The following is a 25172-nucleotide window of genomic DNA, read 5'->3' as shown; positions in this document are numbered from 1 at the left end:
GAAGTTGATTCAGAGAACTGTTGACTAACTTCATCACATGAAATCGGTCAATGACAATTAAAGCATTAGGAAAAACTTCCCGAATCACTTTTTTAAATCCTCCCCACATATCCACAGAAACCTCTTTAACCTTGGCTCTCATTGATTCGGGTTGCTGCTTTAACACTTCGATAATCTCTGAACTTTTATGAGAATCAATGACTTCTAATAACGAACCATTCGATAGATCACTTACGACAGTAACAAAGTTTCTTTTTCCTTTTTGACGGCTGAATTCATCTAAGCTTAATTTTTCCGGCTCTCCCCAGCTTTTTTTTTCTGAAGGGCGATTCTGTGAAAGATACTTCCCACTTGATGAGGGCTTAATTGTTCGTTCTGGCTGACTTGCTCTACAGTTAATTCTTTAACTCTTTCATAGATATATTCTTCATAACGAATGGTGTAATTCCTCCTTTTCTCTACAAATTCTAAGGGTTCTGTTGGATATTTTTTACATCCAGCACAATAAAATTGGCGACGGGGAAGATGCAAATAAACTCCCTGCCCACAAATAGATAGATCTCGAATTAACATTGAGCGAGTTTGATGAATATGATCGGTATAACTTTGACAATGTGGACAAGTAATTCCCTCGTTTAATAATTCTAACTTAAGAACAACAAAACCTTCTTGTTCTTGGCAACTGAACACCGTAATATTCGGGAGGTTGAGCAAGCGTTCTAATTGAAAGTCCATATTCAGTCGGAGTGTAAAACGTAGCTTACGCTACATTTTACACTATTTATTCAGGAGAGCCGATTCCGTCAACTATTTGAGAGAAATTATCAATAAAATATCAGAATTTCCTGACAATCTTTTAAAAAATAAAACAATTCTCAAGGATTGATTAGAATACCTTAACTTAATTTCAGTAATTCTAAGACTGAAGCAAAAACTGAGTTTAAGCGGTTAAGTGTTTAACCTTTATTTATCTTTCCAACTCGATAACGGTGGGGTTTCTATTAACGCTTGACTTAAACGTTCATGTAAATAACCATTAGTTGCTAAAATTCGACCCGAACGTATTTCAAAGGGACTGGTATCATAAGCCGTTACTTTCCCTCCGGCTTCTTCTACTAATACAATTCCCGCCGCCATATCCCAAGGAGATAAACCCCGTTCCCAATAGCCATCTAAACGTCCACAAGCAATATGAGCTAAATCAATTGAAGCCGCGCCACTCCGACGAACCCCTTGAGTTAAATGGGTTAAATAGGCAAATTCCGCATAATTATTATCCGGCGTTTCTCGACGATCATAAGCAAAGCCAGTAACTAATAAACTGTTAGCTAAAGTATCAATTTTAGAAACATTGATTAAACGATTATTGCAAGTTGCGCCTAATCCTTTGGCGGCTTGAAATAATTCATCATGAAACGGATCATAGATAGCCCCCACTTGAGGAATACCCTCAATTAATAACCCAATAGAAACCGAAAAAAACGGATATTGATGAGCAAAATTTGTTGTTCCATCTAACGGATCAATAGCCCACAGGTAAGGACTGGTTAGATCTCCTAATTTTCCAGATTCTTCTGTTAAAATGCCATGGTCAGGGACATAACGTTCTAACACCGATAAAATGGCAGCTTCCGAAGCTTTATCCGCTTCTGTAACTAAATCCCCAGACCGTCCTTTTTCTTGAATATCTTCTAAATTCCCTAAATAGGATTTTAAAACAGCACCCCCCGCCTGAGCCGCTAAAGTCGCTATATCTAAAAAAAACTGTAATTCGTTTTTACTCATATTATTAAGGATTAGGTTGTAGGTTTCAGGTTTCAGTTAATATTCAGCAACTCAGGGCTATTAAAATTACTCTGCGGTTGTTGTTGTCGAAATTCAGTTGGAGTTAAACGCATGGGTTTTTCTGGGTTCCAAATGCCATTTCCCATGAGTCGAGCATATTCTTGAGCATAGTTCAACCGTTGACGATACTGAGTCTGAAAATTTGAGGTAACAGAGCGATAAACGGATGAAATTTCTGCTAAGACAGATCCGCTTTTAACTAATTCTTCATTCACCAAGGTTTGATTTAACCAAATATAGCCGGAGATGCGACCATAGCGATCTTTATTGTTTAAATCTGCTTCTAAGAGAATTTTTTTACCCTCACACAGTTGTTTTAAATATTGTTTAGCATTAATCCCCCAAGGGTCTTGTTTCAAGTCAGGTGCAGTAATTCCTGCTAACCGAACTTGTTGCAATACCGGAATTTTACCCGTTTTATCGAGAATTTCCAGGGTTTGACCACTAATCACTCGTTCAACTTTAGTAAAGATTCCTTTAGGAAGGTCAGGTTGAGAACAACTGGTTAAAAACAGCAAAATTCCCAATAATAGTCCACCATACCCTTTTGTTGGAAACCTGAAATCAATTAACCTACCTTGACTTTCCCAGTTCAAAAAGCTGAGGAAGAGGAAGTTGAATTGATATTCAGATGTTCTCAATTTGAGTAAATTAATCTTCGTCCAAAGGTAATCCGGTTTTAACTTTGCCTTTACCAAAGTAGCGGCCGAATTGAAGTTCATATACTTCATCCTCGTCTTGGGTTTCCACAACTAAATCTGAACGGGGATAACTGACGCACAATAACGCATACCCCTGTTTCTGTAACTCTGGGGTGAGTCCCAAGGCTTCCGACTGGTGCAACTGGCCAGAAACCACCCGCACCGCACAGGTGGTACAGGCGCCATTGCGACAGGAAAAGGGCAAATCTACCCCCTGATTTTCAGCGCTTTGCAGAATATACCGATTTTCGGGAACGTTGACGTAATAGCGTTCACCCGTCTGGCGATAATGAATTTCTATTCGGTGGGAACGGGACATAAAAAAATTTTTTGAGAGAGTGTTGACTTTCCAGAACTTATGATAATATATATTTTTGTGGGTAAAAAACGAAATATTTCCCCCTGGAGAGGTGGCCGAGCGGTTGAAGGCGCGACACTGGAAATGTCGTTTAGGGGTGACTCTAACGAGGGTTCGAATCCCTCCCTCTCCGTTTTAAATTCAGAGGCGCAGTTGATCAACAAGCTGCGTCTCTGTTTGTATTTTAAGCATTATAAAGCCGATAATTTAACTCACTCGCTAACCAATCTTTAAACAATTTTTGAATAATCTCTTGAGTTCGTTCAAGGGTCAGTTCAGCTTGAATAAACTCTTCAACTAAAATTAAATGATAACCTTGGTCAGTTTTGACAGGACTTAATATTTCTCCAGGGGTTGCAGCAAATACAATGGCGGCAAAATCCGCTTTTAATTCCCAACGATAGAGTTTACCTTCATATCCGCAGCGTTCACGACGTCCGGGCTCAATATCATATAAATGGGCGGCATGATAGAAACTAATTTCTTCTTCTTCTATCTGATAAAATAACTCTTTAGCCAAGCGTTCATAGGGAACAATAATTTGATATAAGGAAACTTGCTCAAAATTTAAGCGATTTTGAATAAAGTATTTTTCAACGTCTTTAGTAAATAAAGATTCTGCTAATTTTTCAGATAAAAGATGTTCTCGAATTCCCGCTTCCCAGTCATCGGAGGTGATCATTTGGTCAGCTAACCAAGCTAAGGTATCCGCCGCTTTTTCTAAGCGTTTGGCATAACGTTGTTGGTTAGCTTGATTTTGAATTTCTTCAGCCGTTACAATAATACCTCTTTCCTCAGCTACTTGATTAATGACTTTTTGAGACAATATTTTCTGATAAACGTCCTTAAATTCCAGATGGTGTTTCAGGAAGCCAATAATTTCTTCATCAAGTAAGTCCTTGGAGAGTTGCACCATGATCATTGTGTATCTAATCCCAAACTGTTTTAGTCTAACATGAGCATATTCTGAGAAATTACGGTAAAATGGGCAGGCGTTAATGTTGTTTGTCCATGTGCAGAAACTGTACCTAACACACTACCGAGAACTTCAGATTGACTATTACTACCGAGTTTGATTATAGTCGCATCAAGGCTTCCATCAGCGTTAGAATCAAAGGTTTCTAATATTAAGGGTTGAGCTATTAAGTTTTCAGACAATCCAATTTTATCACCTCCTTCCAGATTAAAATCTATAATTATATCGGCTAAATTCGGGTTGGAATTGGGGAAATTAGGATTAGGACTTAAAACAAACACATCTGCACCTGTAAACCCGCATATTGCCTCATTTTCATGAGTACCAATGAGTAGATCATTTTCCATACTTCCCAGTTGTGGTATCCGTTCAGTTTCAGAAGGGATAACGGTTAAATAATTCGGTTCGGGACTAATCTGAATTGAAATACTAGAACTAGAACTAGAATTATTATCGGGATTAATAATCGGAGTTAAGGGTGAGTTATCTGTTTGAGATGTTGTCACCACTGTTGCTTCTGTAGTCGGGGATGTATCCGTACTACTAATAGCTATTGCGCTGGCTTCACTAGAGGTCGCACCCGGAGTAAATACAGACTCGCTACTATATTGAACTTCTCCAGTTGGGGAAGTCGCTGTGGCTTCACTTTCTCCTCCCGCACCAATATCATTGACAACAGCAGTCGAACTAGAACTATTCTCCTGCATATTTCCATTGGAAGAGTTAACCATATCGCTCGGATAAACTGTAATTTCAAGCTCGTCTAGGATTACAGAAATATCATTGAAACTGTTGGTAATATTTTCCATTTTTTTAAAGAGAATTAGATAATTTAGTAAAACTCTAAAAATTAAATAATTTTCAGATCAGATGGTTTTACTAATTTTTTGAACTCAATTGTAAAATTATATTTTAACTAGCTTACATCGATAAATGTTGCCATTTTGGCAAGGTTCGCTGAATGGATTTCTTTATCTTCCACCCTAATAATTATTGTTAAAATCATCTTGAAACTAAAAAGTCCCTATTATAATGAATAGGAACTTTTCTGTGTTAAAGATTTTTAGGGGATGACAAAGTGAATGATGAGAAACAAACCCACGCACAAGGAGTTAAGCTGTATAGGTTGAAGCATAGGCATAAGTATATGTGCTTCCATCTGAAACAGCACCAGCAGCAGCACCAGCAGCAGCACCATCAGAATTAAGATATATTGAACCACCACCGTCACTGAACTGGTAAATACTGACGAAGGCATTGAAACTGGAACTAAAATTAGCGCTGAAAGATGTAGAAAGACGAGGGAAATCATAGCCACCGTTTATTTCCGGTGTATTAGTACCTCTATTTTCACAAAAACTTAAATCAGTAATTGTTATCTGACTCATAAACTTCTCCATAAGAGTAGAAAAATACTGAAAGCTGTCAATGATAAAATTGAACTAGCTTTCAGCGATTGTATTGTAGCTAGGTGTATACCCTAGCTGAATTCGATATTTGCTTAGTAAGCAGCCGCAGAACTAGAAGAATTAGAGTTAGATGAAGGCCCGTAATAATAATACCAGTAATAAGATCCTGAAGATACCGAGGTAGAAGTGCTGGTGCTAGTCCCAGCAAAATTTGAACCATAGGCAGAAGAATAAGCATAGGCATTAGCAATAGCTAAACCACCTTCAATATGGGACTCTTCACTAACAACTTCTAAATGGTTTAAATCTTGAATTAACATTGTTTTTCTCCTAAAAGGATAAGTGTTTTGGGTCTCAACTTTCTTTGTTTGTTGATGTTTATAATATAATTTGCTTTTCCTTTAATGTGTTGCCATTTTGGCATATTTGTTAATTATTTTTAGGTTTGAGATGAATAGATTGAAAACTCTTCATTTCAAAAAAAATAATCATAAGTACGCTCTGAAAATTAAAAATAACTTTCAGAGAAGGTTATTTTATTCAAGGTCATCAAATAGTATTTTAATTAAGTTTCAGGATGCTTATTGCCATAATGGCATTTTTTTAAAGAATGTTCACAAAAAAACCTGTTTGAACACAGGTGATTGTAAAAAATGGAAAGATGTAGAAAAGTGGTTTTTTAAAGAATTTTGAACAGGAGACTCAAAAAAATTATTTTAAACTTCGGGAAACAGAAAATAAAATGGGTCTGGGGTTTAGTTCATTTTCCAATGGGTAGAGAAGAGTTCAGAATCATCGAAATTTCGACATCCCCCCGAAACGCCATCACCCATTTCAGGGATGGGTTCTAAATAAGTTAAGTCTCGAATTTGGGTAACATTAGCAGAGGTCTTAGTTTTAAGGCTGGACTGAACCGCAACAGTGTTAGTTGGAGGCTGAGAATTAGAATTATTATCTTTAGCCAGTCGGTTGTAAGTACGATACGGAATATAATGCAGTGGATTATACCCAGCAAAACGAAGAATTAAAACACAAGCCCAAGAATATTTTCCCGATAGAATTGCATCTAGGATTTGTTCAAATTGTTCTTCACTGAGGGTTTTAGCGACTTTCGAGTTATTGTAGGAATATTGAGCAGACATTTCCTTTACTCCTAAGTTGTAAGTAGTGTTTTACAAATCTATGCCATTTTTCTGCAATTGCAGAATCGGATTGAGCAGAATATCCAGAATCCGACGACGACGAATGATAATATCCGCACTAGCCGTTTGTCCGGGTTTTAACTGAATTTTCTGCTCCTGTTGCAAAACATAGTCCTTTTTTAACACAATTTCTAATTTATAAACAGGGCCAACTCCTTGATCGATTTTAGTATCGGGTGAAATTGAGTTAACAGTCCCTTCAAATACCCCATAATTTTGATAAGGATAAGCATCAAATTTGACTTTAACCGACATTCCGGTTTTCACAAATCCGGCTTTGTCGTTGGGGAGACTGGCAGTTAAAATCAGAGGTGCATTTTTGGGTGTAATTTCAGCAACGGTTTGTCCGGGTTGAATCACTTCTCCCTGATTAAACACATTCAAGGTAGAAACAATACCATCAACGGGGGAATAGAGGTATCGTTCTTGAAGTTTTGCTTCAGCCGTTGCGATCAAGTTTTGAGTGTCTTTAATTTGAGCTTGCAACTGCGTCACTTCTAACTCAGTTTGTTGAATTTTTTGCTGGGTTTCAACTTGAATTGTTTTCGCTTCCGCTTGTCTTTGGGCTAATTCCGCATTCAATTGTTCAATTTCAACTTGAGATTGTTGTAATTCTCCTTGAGATTGGGTGATTAATCTTTGCCGATCTCTGAAACTTTGTTCCGCTTGAAAAATCTGTTCTTGGGTACTATTTTTTTCTGATAATTGCGCTTGAACAATGGCTCGTTGTTGCTCCCGCAGATTTTGTTCGGCTTGAAACACTAAGTCTTTAGAAATAGCACCACTTTCTAACAAGGGTTTTAACCGTTCTAGTCGTTCTTGAGCCGCTAATTCTCCCTCCTGTAATTTTTCAATTAGGGTTTGAGTTTCAGCTTTTAAGGGTTGTAAAGATTCAACTCGTTCTTGAGTTACTTTGGCTTCAAAATTGAGTTGATTTAGTAACCGTTGATTCCAGGCAATTTGGCTTTTTACTCGTTCAATACTTGCCTGTTGAGCTTGAATTTTAGCCGTGGCGATCGCCGATTGAGTTTGTGCTTCTAAATAAATCCGTTCAATTAAGCCTTGTTTTTGAGTTTGTTCAGCTTTCAAGGAGGTGAGTTGTTGTTGTAATCTCGTTAATTCGGTCGTGGCAATCTGTCGATCTAGTTCGGCTAAAACCTCACCTTTTTTAACAGTTTGTCCTTCTTTAATCGGAATTTGAGAAACTTTTCCTAACTCAACGGGATGAATTTTATAAACTTCCCCTTGGGGTGCTAATTGACCTCTGGCTTGACCCACTTCATCAACGGTTCCAAAATATCCCCAGGCGACAAACGCCACACAAAAAATAAATCCTCCCAACATTAATTGCAGAGGAAAAGACGCTGGCGGTTGATCAAGTAAAGATTGTAAAGCACTTGACCAGTCTGCTTTTGGAGCCAGAAAACTGGATAAATGGGAAGATTTTTTGGCGACAACATCTGTTAAGGGAGGTGTCACTCCGGGAAAGGAAACAGAACCCCCTATCCCGCCATAAATCTGATCAATTTGTTCTTGCTCTTCCCGACTGAATTGTAGATCCTGTAAGTATTCCTCCTCTTTGGTTATCGACAATTGGGGGTCTGGGTCATGATCAAGATTTGCCTTGAAACAGGAAAACAGTTGATACGGTTTCATAAGGTGATGTAAAAACTAGCCGATAAAAATTGATATCTGAATGGTTTTTTATGAAATTAGGTTGAATTGGAAAACAGGGATTTAAAATTGACTGTTGACAAAAAAAGAACGGCACAGATTACAGGGTGACTGAGACTCACAACCGCATACAAACGCGCTGTAGCCTGCCACCCAGGGTTTCAGTAATCTTACGTTTAGGCTAGTGTTTCGGTTTTGATCAGAATCCTCTGTATTTATACTAGGGTAACTTCTAATTTGAGACTGCCAATTTGGCAACTTTATTTACAAAGTTTTGTAAACAGAGGAGACAGGGGAAACTTCACGTCTCAATTTGATGTTTCTATTTCGGGTTTGTTGATTTTTATAAATCCAGTTGTTGCTGGGCTAAATGGTAGTAGAGTCCTTGAGTCGCCATCAGGTGTTCATGGGTTCCTTTTTCTACTAAAATCCCTCGGTCTAAAACCAGAATACAATCAGCACTTCTGACCGTTGAAAGACGATGGGCAATAATAATCGTGGTGCGAGCACGTTGCATCTGTTCTAAATTCCGTTGAAAACGGTGTTCACTTTCAGTATCTAAAGAACTGGTAGCCTCATCTAAAATTAAAATTCTAGGATGACCTAATAAGGCTCTTGCGATCGCAATTCGTTGCCGTTGTCCTCCCGATAAACTTGAACCTCGTTCTCCAACTTTAGTATAATATCCTAATGGTAAACTCTGAATAAACCCATGCACTTCTGCTAATTTAGCAGCCTCAATCACCTGATCTAAATGATATTCATCTCGATAGAGAGTAATATTCTCTAAAAGCGTTCCTGAAAATAAATAACAATCTTGGGGAACAACGCCCATTTGTGTGCGTAAAGACGGGGGAGAAACATGACGAATTTCATGTCCATCCACATAAATCTGTCCGGTTGTGGGATGATATAACCCTTGCAATAATTTAACAAGGGTACTTTTTCCTGAACCACTGCGCCCAACAATGGCAATGGTTTGACCGGGTAAAAAGTGAAACGAAATATTTTGCAAAGTATTCGTTTCTGCATCTTCTTGATAACGAAAAGTAACGTTATCGAAATGAATTTCTCCTTGAATTCTGGGTAATATAATTAACGGTTTTTGAGGGCTTTCTTCCGGTTCCTGTTCAAATACATCATTTAACCGTTCTACGGAAATTAAGACTTCTTGCAATTCATCCCATAATCCCACTAAAGCCAGAATCGGACTAATTACATAACCCTGCATCATATTAAAGGCGACAAACTGACCAATTGTTAATTGATCTTGAATCACTAAATTGACACCAAACCACAGTAAAAATGTACTACCCATAGAATTAATTAACCCACTCATAAATCCCAAATTAATTCCTAATTTTTGGGCTTTAAACTGAACATTAATTTGTTGGGTTAATTTTTCTTCCCAACGCCATCGTAATTCCGGTTCCGCCGCGACGGCTTTCACCGTATTAATTCCCGTCATCATTTCTACTAAAGTTGAATTTTGATCAGCCGCAGCATTAAAGACTTGACGGGAAATATGCCGTAACATTGGCGTTGCTGCTAAAGTTAGGATAACAATTAAAGGCACAATTCCTAAAATTAAGATTGTCAGCTTCCAGTTGTAATAAAGCATCAATCCCAAATACACAAACCCCGTTATAACATTCAACGCAGACAACAAAATTTGACCGACGAGAAACCGTTGAATTTTCTGATTTTCTTGAACCCGAGTAATGATATCCCCGACACGACGGGACTCAAAGAACTTTAAAGGAAGTTGTAGAGCATGATAAATAAACCCCCCAATTAAAGTTAAATCCAAACGATTTGATAAGTAACTTAATAGATATTGTCGAATCGAAGATAAGCCTAAACTCCACAGACCAAATAATAACAATCCCAAGGTAAATACATTCAAACCCGTGATGCTTTTATTCACCACCACCCGATCTAAAATAATCTGGGTTAATAACGGAGTGACAATCCCAAAGACCTGAATTAAGAGAGATAACAGAATAATTTGTAATCCCAAAAATCGATAAGGCCAAATTACCCCCACAAACCGACCGAGAGAGCGTTTTTGCTCTTTAAGTTCATAGAATTGATCTGTCGGTTCTAACAATAAAGCATAGCCCGTCCATCCCGTTGAAAACGCCTGACGAGAGAGGGTTTTTTTGCCTTCGGCGGGATCAGCAATCACCACTTGATGACGACGGACTTTATAGACCACAACATAATGATCTCCCTGCCAATGGGCAATCCAAGGGTTTTTTTCAGTTTCTAAACGATTCAAACTTGCCCGTACAGGTCGCGCCTGATACCCTAAGCGTTCTGATGTGAGGGTGAGGTTCTTTAAAGATACCCCTGAGCGTCCCACATCCGCAATATTACGCAGGGTATTGATACTCAAATATTTTCCCCAATACTGACTAATCATCGCCAAACAAGCAACCCCACAGTCGGAGGAACTTTGCTGTTCAATAAACGGATAGCGTTGCCAAAATCCTCGCCAGACTCGTTGACGTTTAGGTTGGGGAAAGCTGAGAATTTGCGCGGTTTGGGGAACAATAACCGCAGGGGGGTTCACCGTTGCAGGTTGAGAAGATACGGTGATCTGTTGTTTCCGAATCGGGGATTTCCCCCCTTGTACAGATGTGGTCTGCAAGGTTTCGGTTGGAATTTGATACAAAACTAACTTTGTTAACGCCATCCATTCTGAGGGGATAGGATCGGGTTCTCCCCAACTATCGCCCACTTGGGGAACGCTATCGGCCCCTGTAATTTGTCCTTGATACAGCCAAAATCGTCCTTGTTCCGTTGGGATCGCCTTCTGTAAGGCAGTTCCAGCACTGATGCGATGTTCGGTGCAGTTCGATAAAATCTCTTGGAGTCGGTGACTGGTGAACCGTCGCAAGTTGGTTTGGGTTTTAAAGAATAATAACCGTTGTCGGTTTTCAATGGTGGTTTGTAAATAGGTTTGTAGCGGAGGAATCTGTTTAATTTGGGTCTGGAGTTCGACCATCGGAATTGAAGCAACGATAACATCACTGGCGGCGATCGCTTGATAGGATAAAGGTACATATTTCCATCCGGCTTGATCTCCGCCAAAGGTTTCACCGGGTTCAACAACTGAAACCGAAACCTCTCGATTGAGATGTTTGTCCTCAGCCAGAAGTCGAACTCGACCTTCAAGCACTAAGTAAACATTGCTAACTTTTGTTTCAGCCGAAGGCGGTAAACAATCAATACAATCTCCGAATTGGAACGATTGCAAATGCCAGCGTTGACTCCACGCTTTAACATGAGTAGTATCGGCTTGGATTTGTGTTAATAAATTTTCTAAGGTTGTCATTAATAAAGATGGAGATCGGTTTGAGCTAGAGCTAGACAGCCGATCCCGTTTTGTAAAGTTGGGATTAATCATTGTTCCGAGGGAATAAATAGTGTAGATTAGCAATCCGTGAAACAACCCGTAGAAATATGAAATTAGGCTTCTCTAGCCTTCGGTTCCATGCTTCTTAGCAAAGGTGAAACCCCCTTGATTAGGAAGATTCCCACAAACAAGAGTCAAGCGGAATTCAGTAAAAACTGCGGTCTAACAACAAGATTGCTTTTCAGATGAGTAGAGGATTCTGATATTCAACCCAGTTGTCTATAGACGTAAGATCTGTTGCCATCATGGCATATATTGATCCAGGGTGTCCTTCCATTTCAGGACATTGCGCTCAAGTTAATTAAATCTTTAACTTGATCTTTACATTGACAGGTGAAATCCTAGGGCTTGTAATACCTATGAGATAAAAGGTTGAGGGACTTTTGAAACAAAAGTTTATATAAAGTTAGGATTCGGAGGTTACGGTTAGTGGAACTTAGACAAAAATTGCCTTAAAAACGGCTTCAAAAGCATATAGGAAAAGGATTCCAGCTTGAACGATAAACAATCCAGTAGTGGCAAGGGTTTGCTGCTTTTTTTGCTGATCGACCCTTGAATGGGTTAATCAACCCCAAAAACTAGGATAAATTGTATAAAATTTTAAACCAATTCACGAATTTCTGTGCCTTGGGATGTTTAGGGTTAAGAATTTTTTGATTAATTGCTTGATGAAGTTGTCGTCCTGGAGGATTTTGCCAAGCTAACCAAGTATAAATATTTGCTTTATCCTGATGAGTTTCTTTAAATAATGCTCCTTTTTGTTTTGCTTCTATTGTGATGTTTTGAGCAAATTGCCAAATTAATTCACTTTCATCAGGAATCATATAGGCAATAAAGTTTTCTAACATCCCCTGCATTTGATTATCCGGCATCATCCAAACCCCAAATCTAACTTGATTAGATGTCAGATGAATTAAACCTGTTTCAGGTAATTTTTCGGGAAGATCAGGGATACTACTCAAACAAGTATTTCTAAGACTTTGCCATCGTCCTCTAGGGTCATCATCTGCATCAATCATAATACCTAAAGCAGATAATCCCGATGCTTTTAGTTCAGTAGAAATCACATCGGGCTTGATCAGGTTATCATAACCATTATTTTCTTGAATATAGACAACAGGATTCTTTTTTGTTCCCCAAGCAATTCCATTAGCTTCGATTAATTCTGGGATGACGCGAACATCTTCCTTTCCTTCCACCAGTAATACATTATTAGAACGACTATTTTTTGTCATTTATTATCGTACCTCAATTCCTCGTTCAGCCGCAATTACCATTTGATTTTCATTAAAAACAATACTGTTGGGTTTATTTTTCTCTATTCTATGAATTTTAATTCCATCTCCATCTAGGATTTCAGAATTAGCCAGATCAGCTAAACTTGTCCAACAATCACTATTATGAGTTGTAGCAAATACTTGAATATTGAGTCGTTTGGCAGTATTCCAGACTAATTTCCACATATCAGACATGGCACTAAAATGTAATCCCGTATCAATTTCATCAACTAATAAAACGCCATTTTTCGCATTGACAAGGGCTAATGTTAAACCTAAAATTCTCCAGATCCCATCTCCCATACTTCCAATTGGAATGCGTTGATCGCTATCCGATAAACGAATAACAAATCCTCTATTTGATCTGAAACTATTTTTGTCAGAACCGAGGGCAGCAATTCGTTCTATTTTAGGATCAAGGGTTTTTAGTGCGTCTGTAATTAAATCTTCTTCTGGGGTTAAAACAACTTGATCAAACAACTCCATCATTGTTTGAGTTCTCAAAGAAGATGAGGTAATAAATTGGGTTTTTAGTGTTGATTTTACAGGATTTCTACGAAATCTTCTGATTAAATCTGTAGACAAACCTAAATTAGACGATAAGGGGAATTCTAAATTACCCTTTTCTTTGCCCAGCCATTTGATCAACAGGACAAAATCTTTTAGATAATCAAATAATTGAAGTTGTTGATCTTGTTCTATAACAATCGAAAGATTTTCTCGAAAATCATCATATTCTCCAGAAATTGAGAACGAACTCCCTAAATTTATTTGATGACCATAAAATAAATGGCGAAGATCAAGCTCACGAGTTTTTTGTTCCTCATCACTCCAAAGATATTCACCTCGACTGATCATAATTTCAGATAAACCTTCTAGGCTATCTCGTTTGTAAAAAAGTTGAATCGCTTCTAAAATAGAAGTTTTCCCACTATTATTAGTTCCAACTAACAGATTAATCCGCCCAAGCTGTTGTAGCTCGAAGGTGGAAAAACATCGAAAATTTTCGATTTTTAATGACTTTAACATAACTTAATCAAACAACAAGAATTATCAATCATGCTAACTCAAGAGAATGGATCTTAGATTGTTCTATTTTAAGATATAATTGCTTCAATCAAGCTCTTTCTTGTAAAAAATAAATCTTAATTCTGAGCTTCACAGATTGATTTCCGATTAAGACCACTTTGATATTCACAGGAGAATTTTTCCTGACACCACTTTTTAAGATTCACTTCCTGAAGCTGAATAAAATTAGAACAGGACGGTTGAATCACTTGACTGGCTAAGGCCCATAAAACAGTTCGGGTGAGATCAAGTCCTGTTTTTAACCATAACTCTCGATTAGCAGGAACCCCCGTTTCTTTTACAGTTTCTACATCGACCCAAATTCCATGAGATCCTAACAGAATTTGAGCCATCCATTTTGCACGGGGTAAATGGGTGCCAGAGGTGATTAATTTAACATGATGCGCGTGCCATTGGCTGAGAATCGGTTGACTGTAAAAAAAATTATCAAAGGTAGACTTTGCACACTTTTCTAACCAAACTTGTTGCGTTGATGCGTGTTCCCGTTCAAATAATTTTACAATACAAGGATCATCTGATCCCGTTGAGATTAAAATGCGAATATCGGGATTTTGTTTGGCCAGTTGCGTCACATACATTTCCCGTCGAATACTTCCCCCCAGGACAAAAAATGTATCTACAGGTTGTTGAGACGCCATAGACAACCCTTGAGTTTGATGGAATACACGACTCAGCAACACAATGAACACCACCACAATGCTGAGGAGTAAAATTTTGAGACCGAATTTGTGTTTAAATTGTAAACGTTGCCAATTCATCTGGGAGTCTTGTTCTCGTTAGGATTGGAAATTGAAAGTTATTCTAGGATTTAGAACCAATTCTCTATGAATATTATCAATCCTCTTGTTGTTGTTAGTTTGTTTTCTTTAACATTCTTCTGGGGGTTTGGACTTTATCCGGTCTCGACTTTTGCCCAAAATAATGCGAGTCAACCCAAGCCGAAATATCAATATCCGCAAGAAATTGTTAAAGGTTATCTAAACGGTTGTAGTCAACGCAGTGTTCAGGAAGGTTTAACCGAACAACAGGCAAAAATTGTTTGTCAATGTACCATTAATCGCTTTCAATCTCAGTATAGGTTAGATCAATTTCTAAAGCTCTATACTCAAGCTCAAAAAACCAAAGAATCCCCTGATGAGTTTGTGGATGTAGGCATTGACTGTGCGACCCAATTGCTTAACTAAACGAATGTTGAGGGTTAACCCTTCAAAATCAACCCTTAACGATACAATAAATAGTTTAATGCTCATTAATTGTCCAGATTCCCTATGATTCAGTCTCCTCTAAAACCTGCTGTTCGAGAACGGTTTAATATTTCTCGTGTTTGTATTGCTCATCCTCGAATTGTGATTGGGTTTTGGATTGGCGTAATTATAGCAGGAATGCTGGCATTTAGTAGTCTCAAATATGCCTTATTTCCAGAGGTGACATTTCCGGTGGTTGTCGTCAGTACCACTGCACCGATTTCTACCGCAACAGAAACGGAATTAAAGGTGACTTTACCTATTGAAAATCAAGTAAAATCTATTGAAGGAGTTTATGATTTTCGCTCATCGACTTACCCAGGTCGAAGTATTATCAGTTTAGCTTTTTTAGTCGGAACGAGTTTAGAATCTTCTACAAACCAGGTAGAGACAACTTTAAAAAATATTCAATTACCTGGGAAAACAACGTATACTGTTATTCCCTTAAACTTAAATGAATCAACAGCCATTACCTACGCCATTCAAAGTCAAAGTCTAACGTTAAAAGAATTAACAGAACTAACAAAAACTGAAATTATTCCTCAACTTAACGCTTTACCGGGTGTGCTCAAGGTAAATTTATTAGGAGATGGATTAACCCGGAAAGGAACATCGGATATCGCTTCTTTATCCAGTTCTCAAACCTTAATTCAAGACCCGCCAACGTTGGTTCGATATCAGGGAGAAAATGTTATAGCAGTTCAGGTGATAAAACGCAGTGATGCTAATACCTTGGAAGTCGTGAATCGAGTTGAAACTGTTATTAATAATATACAACAAAATTTCCCCAATGTCAAGCTAAATTTAGCAGAAACTCAAGCGGATTATATTCGCAAAGCTACCCATTCGACAATTGAAGAACTCTTATTAGCAATAATTTTAGCGATTGCCATTGTCTTTCCTTTTTTAAGAAATTTAAGAGCTACTTTCATCACCGCCTTAGCCATTCCCACATCGTTATTAGGGACTTGTATTGTAATGGCAATCGCGGGATTTAATTTAGAAACTATTACGTTATTAGCTTTGGCGTTAGTGATTGGAATTGTGATTGATGATGCTATTGTTGATGTCGAGAATATTGCCCGATTAATTGATGCTGGAGAAAACCCCAGAGATGCCGCTATTAAAGGAACAGATGAAATTGGTTTAACCGTAACTGCTTCTACCTTAACAATTGTGGCTGTTTTCCTCCCCGTTGCCTTTATGGGAGATGCGTTAGGACAGTTTTTTAAACCCTTTGCATTAACGATTTCTTCGGCGGTTTTAATCTCCTTATTAGTGGCTAGAACTTTATCCCCAGTTTTAGCCGTGTATTGGTTAAAACCTATTCAAAATAAACCCGAAAATTATCATCCTCAATCTAACCTTATCATTGAAACCTATCGTCGATTATTACAATGGTCACTTCACCATCGTAAACTTGTTATTTTAATGGCTATCTTAAGTTTTATAGCAGGTTTAGCTTTAATTCCTTTAGTTCCTCAAGGGTTTTTACCTCGATTAGACCGAGGAGAATTTGTGATTAATTATTCCTATCCTTTACCTCAAATTTCTAATCTTCAACTTCAAAATAATTCTCAAACCCAAGAAACCCCCACCGATACACCAACCGCAGAAACGGATATGTTTCAACAGCCAGGGGCGTTTAATTGGTTAACTGATTTAGCTCGAAATCCCATTCAATTATTTCTGAGAAAAACTCGTACAACAGGAGATAAAATCGAACAGGTTGTTTTAAATACCCCTGATGTGGAAGAAGCCTTTACCATTATTGGCATTAAAGGACAACCCAATAAAGGCAGAATTTATGTAAAATTAAAAAATGATCGTCAACTTACCACTTTAGAAGCACAAGATCAAATTCGAGAAAATTTACCTTCTATTAATAATGTTACCGTTAGTGTAGAAGATTTGCAATTTGTGGAAACAGGAGATGAAAAACCCTTACAAATTGTGTTAGTTGGAGAAGATGTAAATCTGTTAAAAAAGACTGCCAAAACCCTTCAAGAAAAAGTCGCAAAATTACCCGGTTTTGTGGATGTTCGAGCAACAGGAGAAGAAAATACATCTAATGAGATTAACCAAATTGAACGCTTTAATGGTCAACGGGCGGCTTATGTTACGGCGAATTTAAGTCAAGGTCAATTATTAGGAGATGCAACCCATCAAGTGCTCAATATTGCCCAACCTTTAATTCCCAATGGAGTCACCTTAAAATTAACCGGAGATTCTGCCAGAATTGGTCAAGTTTTAAATAGTTTTCTGGTAACACTACTGTTTTCGGTGGTTTGTATGCTGGGGTTACTATTTTTATTATTTGGTCGTTGGGTGGAACCTGCGGTGGTGGGGTTAACGCTGCCTTTATGTTTAGTTGGGGCAATGTTAGCGTTATTAGTGACTCAAAGTGCTTTTGGAATTATCTCGTTAATTGGGTTAATTTTCCTATTAGGATTATTAGATAAAAATGTATTACTTCTGATGGATTATGTCAACCAACTTCGTCAAAAAGGCATGAGTCGAAATGATGCGATTATTGAAACGGGGGTTGTACGTTTAAGACCGATTATTATGACCACCGCCTCAACGATTTTAGGGATGTTACCGATTGCATTAGGGTTAGGAGCAGGAGCAGAATTAAGACAACCGATGGCGGTTGCAATTATTGGGGGGTTAATGACATCGACCTTATTAAGTTTAATTGTAGTTCCTGTTTTAAATACGTTGTTAGAGGATGAATGGTTAAAAATTAAACAACGATTTAAACGATAGATTTTGTTGCTCAATTTCCCGATACTATAGCGCTACGCGCGAGGGAACAGGGAACAGGGAACAGGGAACAGTAAGAAGTGAAAGGGTTTGAGAATTTAGAAATGTCCTAACCGTAATGCGTAGCGCTATATTACGGACAACCTCTGATTATAGCTAAGATTAGATCCCCCTAAATCCCCCTTAAAAAGGGGGACTTTGATCTCCTGTTCCCCCCTTTCCAAGGGGGGTTAGGGGGGATCTAGGACGCTTAAAAAAATCAATGAACTTTCGATTTCCTAGCCTACTTTTAGCCTTAAAGTTGACACTGATTGGTCATAACAATATGTTTCCAATCAATTAATTTCCCCAGCGAGTGGGGAGCAAGCGAAAACACAGCTTTCGACTCCGCTTGTTCTCGTTTCCAATCAATTAATTTCCCCAGCGAGTGGGGAGCCGTATTGGGCCTGAAAATGCTGAAGATGGAATTGGTTTCCAATCAATTAATTTCCCCAGCGAGTGGGGAGAGCAAAGGAAAGCCCGCAAGAATATTTAGACATCTCTGTTTCCAATCAATTAATTTCCCCAGCGAGTGGGGAGAAAAACGAAACCCACGATAAAAGAGGCGATGTTTGTCATGAGTTTCCAATCAATTAATTTCCCCAGCGAGTGGGGAGCCAGTTCACTTCCTCAAACCACTTAAGGAGTGCGTTTCCAATCAATTAATTTCCCCAGCGAGTGGGGAGCCCAAGCATTAAGGGCTTCATCTCCCCAACGAGTGTTTCCAATCAATTAATTTCCCCAGCGAGTGGGGAGACTACTCCCAAAGTCACGTCTTCTTTGGTCTTATAGACCAAGTTTCCAATCAATTAATTTCCCCAGCGAGTGGGGAGAAAGTACATCAAAAAGACAGATGTACTGTCACTACGTTTCCAATCAATTAATTTCCCCAGCGAGTGGGGAGATGGTAAAGCTCTTGAAAACCCTAAAGGTATTGGGTTTCCAATCAATTAATTTCCCCAGCGAGTGGGGAGTCCTCCCATTTTAAACCCATACACCATCGACTGTCTAGTAGGCATTTTCGAGGCTCAGGAAACTCGTTGGCTGAAACCCGATTTTGCCCCTTCCTAAAATCGCCAGAACCTTTATCCAGAGCCATATCGGGGTTCCCAATGAGAGAATCAGTATTACAGCCATTTTCTCTGAGCCTCGCAAGCCCATAAAATCGTTGATTACCTGTTCTAAGCTGCCTCATCTTCCTCATCAAACCTCTGCTTCCGATTCCTTCTCCCAAACTAAAACCCTGACCCAGAGGGATTGCGAAGCTTACCAAGCCAACCTGCTTAAACTTAACTTACGCAAATAAACTATGGTGACAAATCGTTAACAACGTAACAGGGTTGAGAGGAGAAAAACGGGTTAAATTAGCAACGGGAACGGAACGGGATAATTGTACCGTTAAAATCCGATAACTCCAACTCCGTTCAATGCGTTTTCGTTGGTCTAACCAATTTAACGCCGTGTTTAAATGTTCAATGGTTGCTAAGGCTAAAACCATCACACCCCCCGGAGATAAACGAATACTGCAAATCCCTAAAATTTCGCTTAAATTGTTTCCACTTCCCCCAATAAAAATCCGATTCGGTGAGCGTAAATGATGTAAAATTTCGGGAGCTTCACCATGAATAGAAACGACATTATTAACTTGAAATCGTTGGCGATTCTGTTCAATTAAAGTTGTTCCGGCGGCTGTTTTTTCGATAGAATAAACGGTAGAATCAGGAAAAAGTCTGGCAATTTCTATCGAAACCGAACCCGTCCCGGCTCCAATATCCCAAATCGTTTGTTTCGGCTGTAAAGCTAGTTCTCCTAAGATTAAAGTCCTAACTTCCCGCTTTGTCATCAGTCCAGGGCGATCGCTATAACTGAAAAACAGTTGATCAGGAATGCCAAAAGTCGGAATTTTAGATAACTCTAAAGGCTCTATTCTTAAACCAGATTCACGTAATAATATTACAATATTTAAGGAAGAAAATTCTGGATTTTTTAAAGATTCTATCTCCCATTGTTGGACTCGTTCATCCTTTCCCCCTAAATTTTCGCAGACCCAAAATTGATAACGACTTGGTAAATCTAAACTCTTGATTAATTGAGCGATCGCCGAGGGATTATAAAGATTATCCGTTAAAATTGCTATTTTTTCTGCTCCCTGTTGTAAAGCTTGAATTAAGGTTTCCATAGAACGACCATGAACACTTAGAATTCGTGCATCTTGCCAAGGAATTTTAATCCGATTAAAGGCTAATTGAATCGAGCTAATATGGGGATAAAACGTTAATTGTTCCGGCGGAAATTCAGCAATTAATAAACGACCTAATCCAAAAAATAACGGATCACCCGATACTAAAATGACAATATAATTATTAGTAGATTGTTTTTTTTCAATTTCCCATCTTGTTAATTGCTGACGAATAGAAACAATTATTTCTGTTAAATCTCCTAAGATTAAACGAGCAGCTAGATGTTCAGGAAAATAACTTAAATGGCGATCGCTTCCGACTAATACAGTTGCACCTGCAATGATATTAAGAACAGACTCACTCAGTCCTGATCTCCCATCTAACCCAATACCAACAACATAAATCATTATAGAATTTCAAATTAATAATTAATGTACAATCCTTATATTTATTGAACCCTATTTTTCAGAGGTAGCTAAAACAATTAAAGCATTTAAAATGGCTGCTGCTACGGGAGAGCCCCCTTTTCTTCCCTCCACTCGAATTTGAGGAACAGACATTTGAGCTAACATCATTTTAGACTCTACTACAGAAACAAAACCCACAGGAACCCCAATCACCAAACTTGGAAAAACTAACTTTTGTTCAATTAAAGAACACAGGGAAATTAACGCCGTTGGAGCATTACCAATCACAATAATACTCTGGGGAAACTCTTGAACAACCTGAATTAATCCCGTTTCGGTGAGGGTTTTACCCGCCAAGGGAGTCGATACCGCTTCAACCGCACAAATTAAGGGATTATTAAAGGTTTTAGCCACTAAATTAGCGACTCCTTGTTTAACCATTCCCACATCAACAATAATCGGAACTCGTTGTTTTAAGCCTAAAATTCCCTGTTCTATCGCATTTGGACTAAACCGAATTAACTGGGAAAATTCAAAGTCAGCCGTACTATGAATAACTCGTCTTACAATCGCATATTCAGCCGAATTAAACGAATGTTCACCAATTTCTTGATCAATAATTGCAAAACTCTGGGATTGAATCGGATGAATTTCTATTAACATTAGCTTTCAAGGATGGTTTGTTATTGGTTGACAGTTAACGGTTAACCATCAACCAACAACGCTTAAGGTTTAAAATTTAAAAACAGGCCAGTCTGGTTCTCGATAATAGCGAGTCATGTCATCAAACTTGCGGAGTTCTGCTCGTTTAACCCAAATTTCTTGAGTTGAATCTAACCATTGTTGATTGAAAGAAGAGAGAATATTACAAAAATGACCCCGATCTAAATCTTCAGGAATTGTTCCGAAATAACCCAATGTGATGTGAGCCGTTAAATAATATTGTTGATCGACACCTAATGGAATTAAACTTGGATTTTGATAGATAGCACGCCGGAATTCAGTTGTTTTTTGATAGGACTCTTGATCACGGGGAACCAGACAAACGGCGATCGCCCTTGGCATTAACATAAAACCGAAAATTTGCCAACGAATTCCCTGGGGAATAGGCGTCGATTGAAAACTTTGAAACGATTGAGCGATCGCTTCATGTAACTTCGGAGCAAAACTGGGATCAGATGAGGTGGCATCTCGATAAGCACTATCCCAAATCAAATCCGCTAAGGTAAAGTGTAAACTTTCCTGGGGAATTGGAATCCAAAAATTGGGGTCGAACTTTTCACTCAGTTGCCGCTGACAAGTTTGGAGATTCTGATAAAATTCTTCATTGTCCCCATCATCTTCAGCCGGAGGGGTGATAATACTATAACCCGGAAAAGGCACAGCTTGGTGTTTACCCTGGGAGTCAGGCTTAAACTTAGGGGACTCCTGAATATACTCAAGCTGAGAGTGATAGGATTCTGGCAGCGTTAATCGCGCGACCCGATTCACATAAACTTGATAAGTATCGTCCAATTTTAATCGCCTCTTTTGAAAAAATTAAGTTATTATGCCTATCCACCTCTACTGGGGAGACGATGACTTTGCTTTAATGCAAGCGGTTGAACGATTGCGGGAGTCCGTCCTTGATCCCAGTTGGGCTAGTTTTAATTTTGACAGAATTCTGTCCGATCAACAAAATTCTGTGATTATGGGACTTAATCAAGCCATGACTCCTCCTTTTGGGTTTGGTGGACGCTTCGTTTGGTTAGTGGATACGTCCCTATTTCAACAATGTCCAACGGAGATTTATCAAGAGTTAGAACGCACCCTTTCGGTGATCCCCGATACGACAACGTTGCTTTTAACGGGTTCTAACAAACCCGACGGTCGGTTAAAGTCCACGACATTACTCAAGAAATATATTGACAAATCTAAAGGAGAATTGCGAGAATTTTCTCGAATTAAACCTTGGGAAATCGATAAATTAGAACAGCACGTTAAAACTTTAGCAACGGAACGTGGGGTCAATTTGAGTCCTAATGGGATTACTTTATTAGCAGAGTTAGTTGGAAATGATACTCGACAACTCTATAACGAATTGGAAAAACTCAAGCTATTTGCTGGGAATACTCGTCAACCCCTCAGCCTTGAGCAAATTTCCTTATTAGTTCAGGCTAATACTCAAAATAGCTTAAAACTTGCCACTTGTATTAAAGCCGGACAAACCAGTAAAGCCTTAGAGTTAATTACAGAGTTACTCCAACACAATGAACCGGGATTAAAAATTGTCGCCACGTTAGTCAGTCAATTTCGCACGTGGTTATGGATTAAATTAATGATGGAAACCGGAGTTAGGGATAAACAGGAAATTGCGAAAATTGCCGAAATTGGCAACCCCAACCGTGTCTTTTTTCTGCAAAAAGAAGTACAAACCCTCACCCTAAATCAACTACAACACAGCTTACCTTTGTTACTTCAACTTGAAGCTGATCTCAAAGGTGGCGCAGACGAACGTTCAACCCTCCAAACCCATGTTATTGAGTTGTGTCAGCTATTTCAACGAAAATAGAGGTTTGGGTATAGCCCTAAAGTTAAGGATTTCTCCCCTGCTTTTTCCCTGCTCCCCCCTCTACTAATTCTGCTATGGGTTTGAATAAGGCGGCACCGAGAAGACCACTCACTACACTGAAGGCTAGAATCACACCAACGGGGAGTTGAATAGACTCAAAAAAGAGGAACTTCAACGAAATGGGGCTGGCATTTTGAACAGTGAGAATCGCGATCGCAGCGATCCAAACTGCGACAATCAAGCTGGTGACAATAGCGGGGGCGTTAGGCATAGATTACCACAACTTGTCAAACTAGGATATTTGTTTTTCTATTCTAATTAATCGAGGCAGGAAAATACTTACACTGAGGAAAAATCAGCTTTATTCAGCTTATTTCCCCGATCAGACAGTTCTGTATTTGATTAAAAATGGAGTTTGGTCAAAGATTAGAAAAACTAATCTTCATAATATTTTAACATTTGCCTTACCAGGGTCTATCCATCAAGAAGATTATGGTATAATTCAAAGTCAAGCTAGATTTAAACCTTTTTCTCGGTAAATCTAATACCGGGACTGACATCCATTCTGATGCACCAGATACTTTTCTCTAAAACAGGAGTTAAAAGAGTTCAGTCTGTCTAAGGTGCACAATTCTTTATATTGAACTCAAACCCCCTTTTATTACGTTTATGCCTCTAATTTTGAGAGGATCTAGCCTTAAACGGATCCTTAAATCTAAGTTAAGAGAGTCTTAAGAAATTATGACTCTATAGCTACTGCATTGGCATAAGCAAAGGCGAATTTACAAAGGCAAGTGAGCGCTGGATTCAATGTCAACAACCCACCACTGACCTGAGTTATTGTTTAATAGGTGTCTGCAAAAGGGAAGTAAAGATGAAACCCGAATACGAAGGTTCACCCGTCGGCAACTGTAATCAAGATGCCTCTAAAATTTTTACTATTTTGGATCAAACATCTTGTTCTGAGTCTATTGTATCAGGAGAATGCCCAGATGAAAAGCCCAGTTCTAAGTCTTCTGAAATGATGACCTTAATGGCAGTTGAATGGGCAAAACAATATTACTCAATGATTTGGAGTCCCAACCCATCTCATCCATCGGCAGGAATTGAACCCAATCAACAAGTTGATATTACCGAGTTTGATGAACAGCGTTCTCGGATTGTTTCTCAGCTTTTGCAAATGTTAAATATAGCCGGGGAAATTGCCTGGAACAAAATTGATGGGGTACTCGGATCTTATCTTCAATCTCATCAAAGTCTTTTAGAGTTAATTAAACCCAAAGAAATTATTCAAGATACTTGCAATCTGTATCGAGAAACCATAGAAGCTTATGCCCAATATGAATATCCTTCCCGGTTATCGGTTTTAGTCGGTCGAGAAATTATTGCTATTCGCCGTAAATATTCCAGTAGAAGTGCTGTATTTCTAGCGGTCTTAGCAATGGAATTTAACTATGTAGGCAAAATTTTATTAGATTGGATTCCCCTAAAATCCCGCTCAATTTTTTTACTGTATTTCAAAGCTGTAGAAGATTATCTTCATGCCCCCATTGCCGAAGTTCATGCCTTAGCAGCTACCCATACAACAGATTCAGAAGCCTTAATTGCTGTACAACAATTACTGTCTCAAACAACAACAATTGCCCACAGTGTTTATAACCGAGTTTGTCATTTACATCCCGGCTATCGGAGCATCAGTGGCAATTTAGGAAATGCTATGGTTCACTATTCTAGTATTCGAGATGTTGAACTTTTTCAAATTTATTTATGCTTGTGTGCGTTAGAAGGCAGTTTGCGACCTGTTCAAGAAGAGTTATTTCCGATGTGCGTGATTTTATATCCCCGATTAAATGTAAGTTGGGAGTTGGTACAGGATATGTTAAATTCTCTGCTTTGGGAACTTTATTATAGTTTGAGTCCAGAACATTATAAAGTGTTTTTTCCCTATATTCATACCGTAAATGAGATATTCTCTGATCAAGTCGTTTATTGATAAGATAGATGTAATATTTTGCTTAAAAATTGCAATTTTT

23 protein-coding genes, 1 tRNA gene and 1 CRISPR repeat array are annotated in these 25172 nt (G+C 38.5%); of the genes, 5 read left to right on the top strand and 19 right to left on the bottom strand.

Annotated features, from left to right (window positions below):
- From H6G57_RS29760 to H6G57_RS15945, 5 genes are all read right to left on the bottom strand, one after another.
- Positions 1-367, bottom strand: a 367-nt coding sequence (locus tag H6G57_RS29760) for a transposase (RefSeq protein ID WP_375539531.1), incomplete at its 3' end; no start/stop codon positions are given.
- Positions 286-735, bottom strand: coding sequence for a transposase family protein (locus H6G57_RS28700; protein ID WP_199314333.1), 450 nt, complete (start codon positions 733-735; stop codon positions 286-288). The genes H6G57_RS28700 and H6G57_RS29760, both read right to left, overlap by 82 nt.
- Positions 736-963: 228 nt before the next feature.
- Entirely contained in the window at positions 964-1785 is an 822-nt protein-coding gene (locus tag H6G57_RS15955; RefSeq protein ID WP_190520192.1) for an inositol monophosphatase family protein, read from the bottom strand.
- Between the two features lie 32 nt (positions 1786-1817).
- Complete coding sequence (locus H6G57_RS15950) at positions 1818-2567, bottom strand: thermonuclease family protein (RefSeq protein ID WP_190520191.1); 750 nt, start codon at positions 2565-2567, stop codon at positions 1818-1820.
- Positions 2497-2865: a 2Fe-2S iron-sulfur cluster-binding protein gene (locus H6G57_RS15945; RefSeq protein ID WP_190520190.1), complete on the bottom strand. Its 369-nt coding sequence runs from the start codon at positions 2863-2865 to the stop codon at positions 2497-2499. Before H6G57_RS15945 ends, H6G57_RS15950 begins: the two co-directional genes overlap by 71 nt.
- An 85-nt stretch (positions 2866-2950) precedes the next feature.
- Between H6G57_RS15945 and H6G57_RS15940 the strand changes: the two genes are divergently transcribed.
- A tRNA-Ser gene (locus H6G57_RS15940) sits at positions 2951-3037 on the top strand.
- A gap of 51 nt (positions 3038-3088) precedes the next feature.
- On the opposite strand, the gene H6G57_RS15935 is transcribed toward H6G57_RS15940, so the two are convergent.
- The 10 genes from H6G57_RS15935 to H6G57_RS15890 all read right to left on the bottom strand — a co-directional run bounded on the left by H6G57_RS15935 (position 3089) and on the right by H6G57_RS15890 (position 14710).
- Positions 3089-3820, bottom strand: a complete 732-nt coding sequence (locus H6G57_RS15935) for a peptidylprolyl isomerase (RefSeq protein WP_190520206.1) — start codon at positions 3818-3820, stop codon at positions 3089-3091.
- A 29-nt stretch (positions 3821-3849) separates the two neighbouring features.
- Positions 3850-4689 carry a hypothetical protein gene (locus H6G57_RS15930; protein WP_190520189.1) on the bottom strand — a complete coding sequence of 280 codons (840 nt, stop codon included), beginning with the start codon at positions 4687-4689 and terminating at the stop codon, positions 3850-3852.
- A gap of 303 nt (positions 4690-4992) precedes the next feature.
- Complete coding sequence (locus tag H6G57_RS15925; RefSeq protein ID WP_190520187.1) at positions 4993-5268, bottom strand: hypothetical protein; 276 nt, start codon at positions 5266-5268, stop codon at positions 4993-4995.
- A 113-nt stretch (positions 5269-5381) separates the two neighbouring features.
- Positions 5382-5609 carry a hypothetical protein gene (locus tag H6G57_RS15920; protein WP_190520185.1) on the bottom strand — a complete coding sequence of 76 codons (228 nt, stop codon included), beginning with the start codon at positions 5607-5609 and terminating at the stop codon, positions 5382-5384.
- Between the two features lie 435 nt (positions 5610-6044).
- Complete coding sequence (locus H6G57_RS15915; protein WP_190520183.1) at positions 6045-6431, bottom strand: HetP family heterocyst commitment protein; 387 nt, start codon at positions 6429-6431, stop codon at positions 6045-6047.
- Positions 6432-6461: 30 nt separating this feature from the next.
- Complete coding sequence (locus H6G57_RS15910; protein WP_190520181.1) at positions 6462-8147, bottom strand: HlyD family efflux transporter periplasmic adaptor subunit; 1686 nt, start codon at positions 8145-8147, stop codon at positions 6462-6464.
- Between the two features lie 361 nt (positions 8148-8508).
- Positions 8509-11577 (bottom strand): ABC transporter transmembrane domain-containing protein, encoded by a 3069-nt coding sequence (locus H6G57_RS15905; RefSeq protein ID WP_190520178.1) that lies wholly within the window; start codon positions 11575-11577, stop codon positions 8509-8511.
- Positions 11578-12164: 587 nt separating this feature from the next.
- Positions 12165-12821 carry a DUF3226 domain-containing protein gene (locus H6G57_RS15900; protein ID WP_190520177.1) on the bottom strand — a complete coding sequence of 219 codons (657 nt, stop codon included), beginning with the start codon at positions 12819-12821 and terminating at the stop codon, positions 12165-12167.
- 3 nt (positions 12822-12824) lie between these two features.
- Positions 12825-13892, bottom strand: a complete 1068-nt coding sequence (locus H6G57_RS15895) for an ATP/GTP-binding protein (protein ID WP_190520174.1) — start codon at positions 13890-13892, stop codon at positions 12825-12827.
- 116 nt (positions 13893-14008) lie between these two features.
- Positions 14009-14710, bottom strand: a complete 702-nt coding sequence (locus H6G57_RS15890; protein WP_190520173.1) for a YdcF family protein — start codon at positions 14708-14710, stop codon at positions 14009-14011.
- Between the two features lie 66 nt (positions 14711-14776).
- Between H6G57_RS15890 and H6G57_RS15885 the strand changes: the two genes are divergently transcribed.
- Positions 14777-15136, top strand: coding sequence for a hypothetical protein (locus H6G57_RS15885; protein ID WP_190520171.1), 360 nt, complete (start codon positions 14777-14779; stop codon positions 15134-15136).
- An 84-nt stretch (positions 15137-15220) separates the two neighbouring features.
- Positions 15221-17965, top strand: coding sequence for an efflux RND transporter permease subunit (locus tag H6G57_RS15880; RefSeq protein WP_190520169.1), 2745 nt, complete (start codon positions 15221-15223; stop codon positions 17963-17965).
- A gap of 324 nt (positions 17966-18289) precedes the next feature.
- Positions 18290-18975: a CRISPR direct-repeat array (repeat unit 36 nt; unit sequence GTTTCCAATCAATTAATTTCCCCAGCGAGTGGGGAG).
- Between the two features lie 320 nt (positions 18976-19295).
- Here H6G57_RS15880 and cbiE read toward each other — a convergent pair.
- From cbiE to H6G57_RS15865, 3 genes are all read right to left on the bottom strand, one after another.
- On the bottom strand, positions 19296-20591 hold the full coding sequence (gene cbiE / locus H6G57_RS15875) for a precorrin-6y C5,15-methyltransferase (decarboxylating) subunit CbiE (protein ID WP_375539530.1): 1296 nt from the start codon (positions 20589-20591) through the stop codon (positions 19296-19298).
- Between the two features lie 48 nt (positions 20592-20639).
- Positions 20640-21251, bottom strand: a complete 612-nt coding sequence (locus H6G57_RS15870; protein WP_190520165.1) for a cobalt-precorrin-8X methylmutase — start codon at positions 21249-21251, stop codon at positions 20640-20642.
- A 69-nt stretch (positions 21252-21320) separates the two neighbouring features.
- Complete coding sequence (locus tag H6G57_RS15865) at positions 21321-22103, bottom strand: DUF1868 domain-containing protein (RefSeq protein WP_190520163.1); 783 nt, start codon at positions 22101-22103, stop codon at positions 21321-21323.
- Between the two features lie 34 nt (positions 22104-22137).
- Here H6G57_RS15865 and holA point away from each other — a divergent pair, with 34 nt between their 5' ends.
- A complete protein-coding gene (gene holA / locus H6G57_RS15860; protein ID WP_190520160.1) occupies positions 22138-23139 on the top strand; it encodes a DNA polymerase III subunit delta in 1002 nt (333 codons plus the stop codon).
- Positions 23140-23161: 22 nt separating this feature from the next.
- Here holA and H6G57_RS15855 read toward each other — a convergent pair whose 3' ends face one another.
- A complete protein-coding gene (locus H6G57_RS15855; RefSeq protein WP_190520158.1) occupies positions 23162-23410 on the bottom strand; it encodes a LapA family protein in 249 nt (82 codons plus the stop codon).
- 603 nt (positions 23411-24013) lie between these two features.
- Between H6G57_RS15855 and H6G57_RS15850 the strand changes: the two genes are divergently transcribed.
- Positions 24014-25132: a hypothetical protein gene (locus tag H6G57_RS15850; RefSeq protein WP_190520156.1), complete on the top strand. Its 1119-nt coding sequence runs from the start codon at positions 24014-24016 to the stop codon at positions 25130-25132.
- Positions 25133-25172: the final 40 nt, after the last annotated feature.

It is taken from the genome of Planktothrix sp. FACHB-1365, assembly GCF_014697575.1.
GTDB lineage: Bacteria > Cyanobacteriota > Cyanobacteriia > Cyanobacteriales > Microcoleaceae > Planktothrix.
The sequence above is the reverse complement of the archived record's forward strand: the minus strand, read 5'-3'. Positions and strand labels throughout refer to the sequence as shown.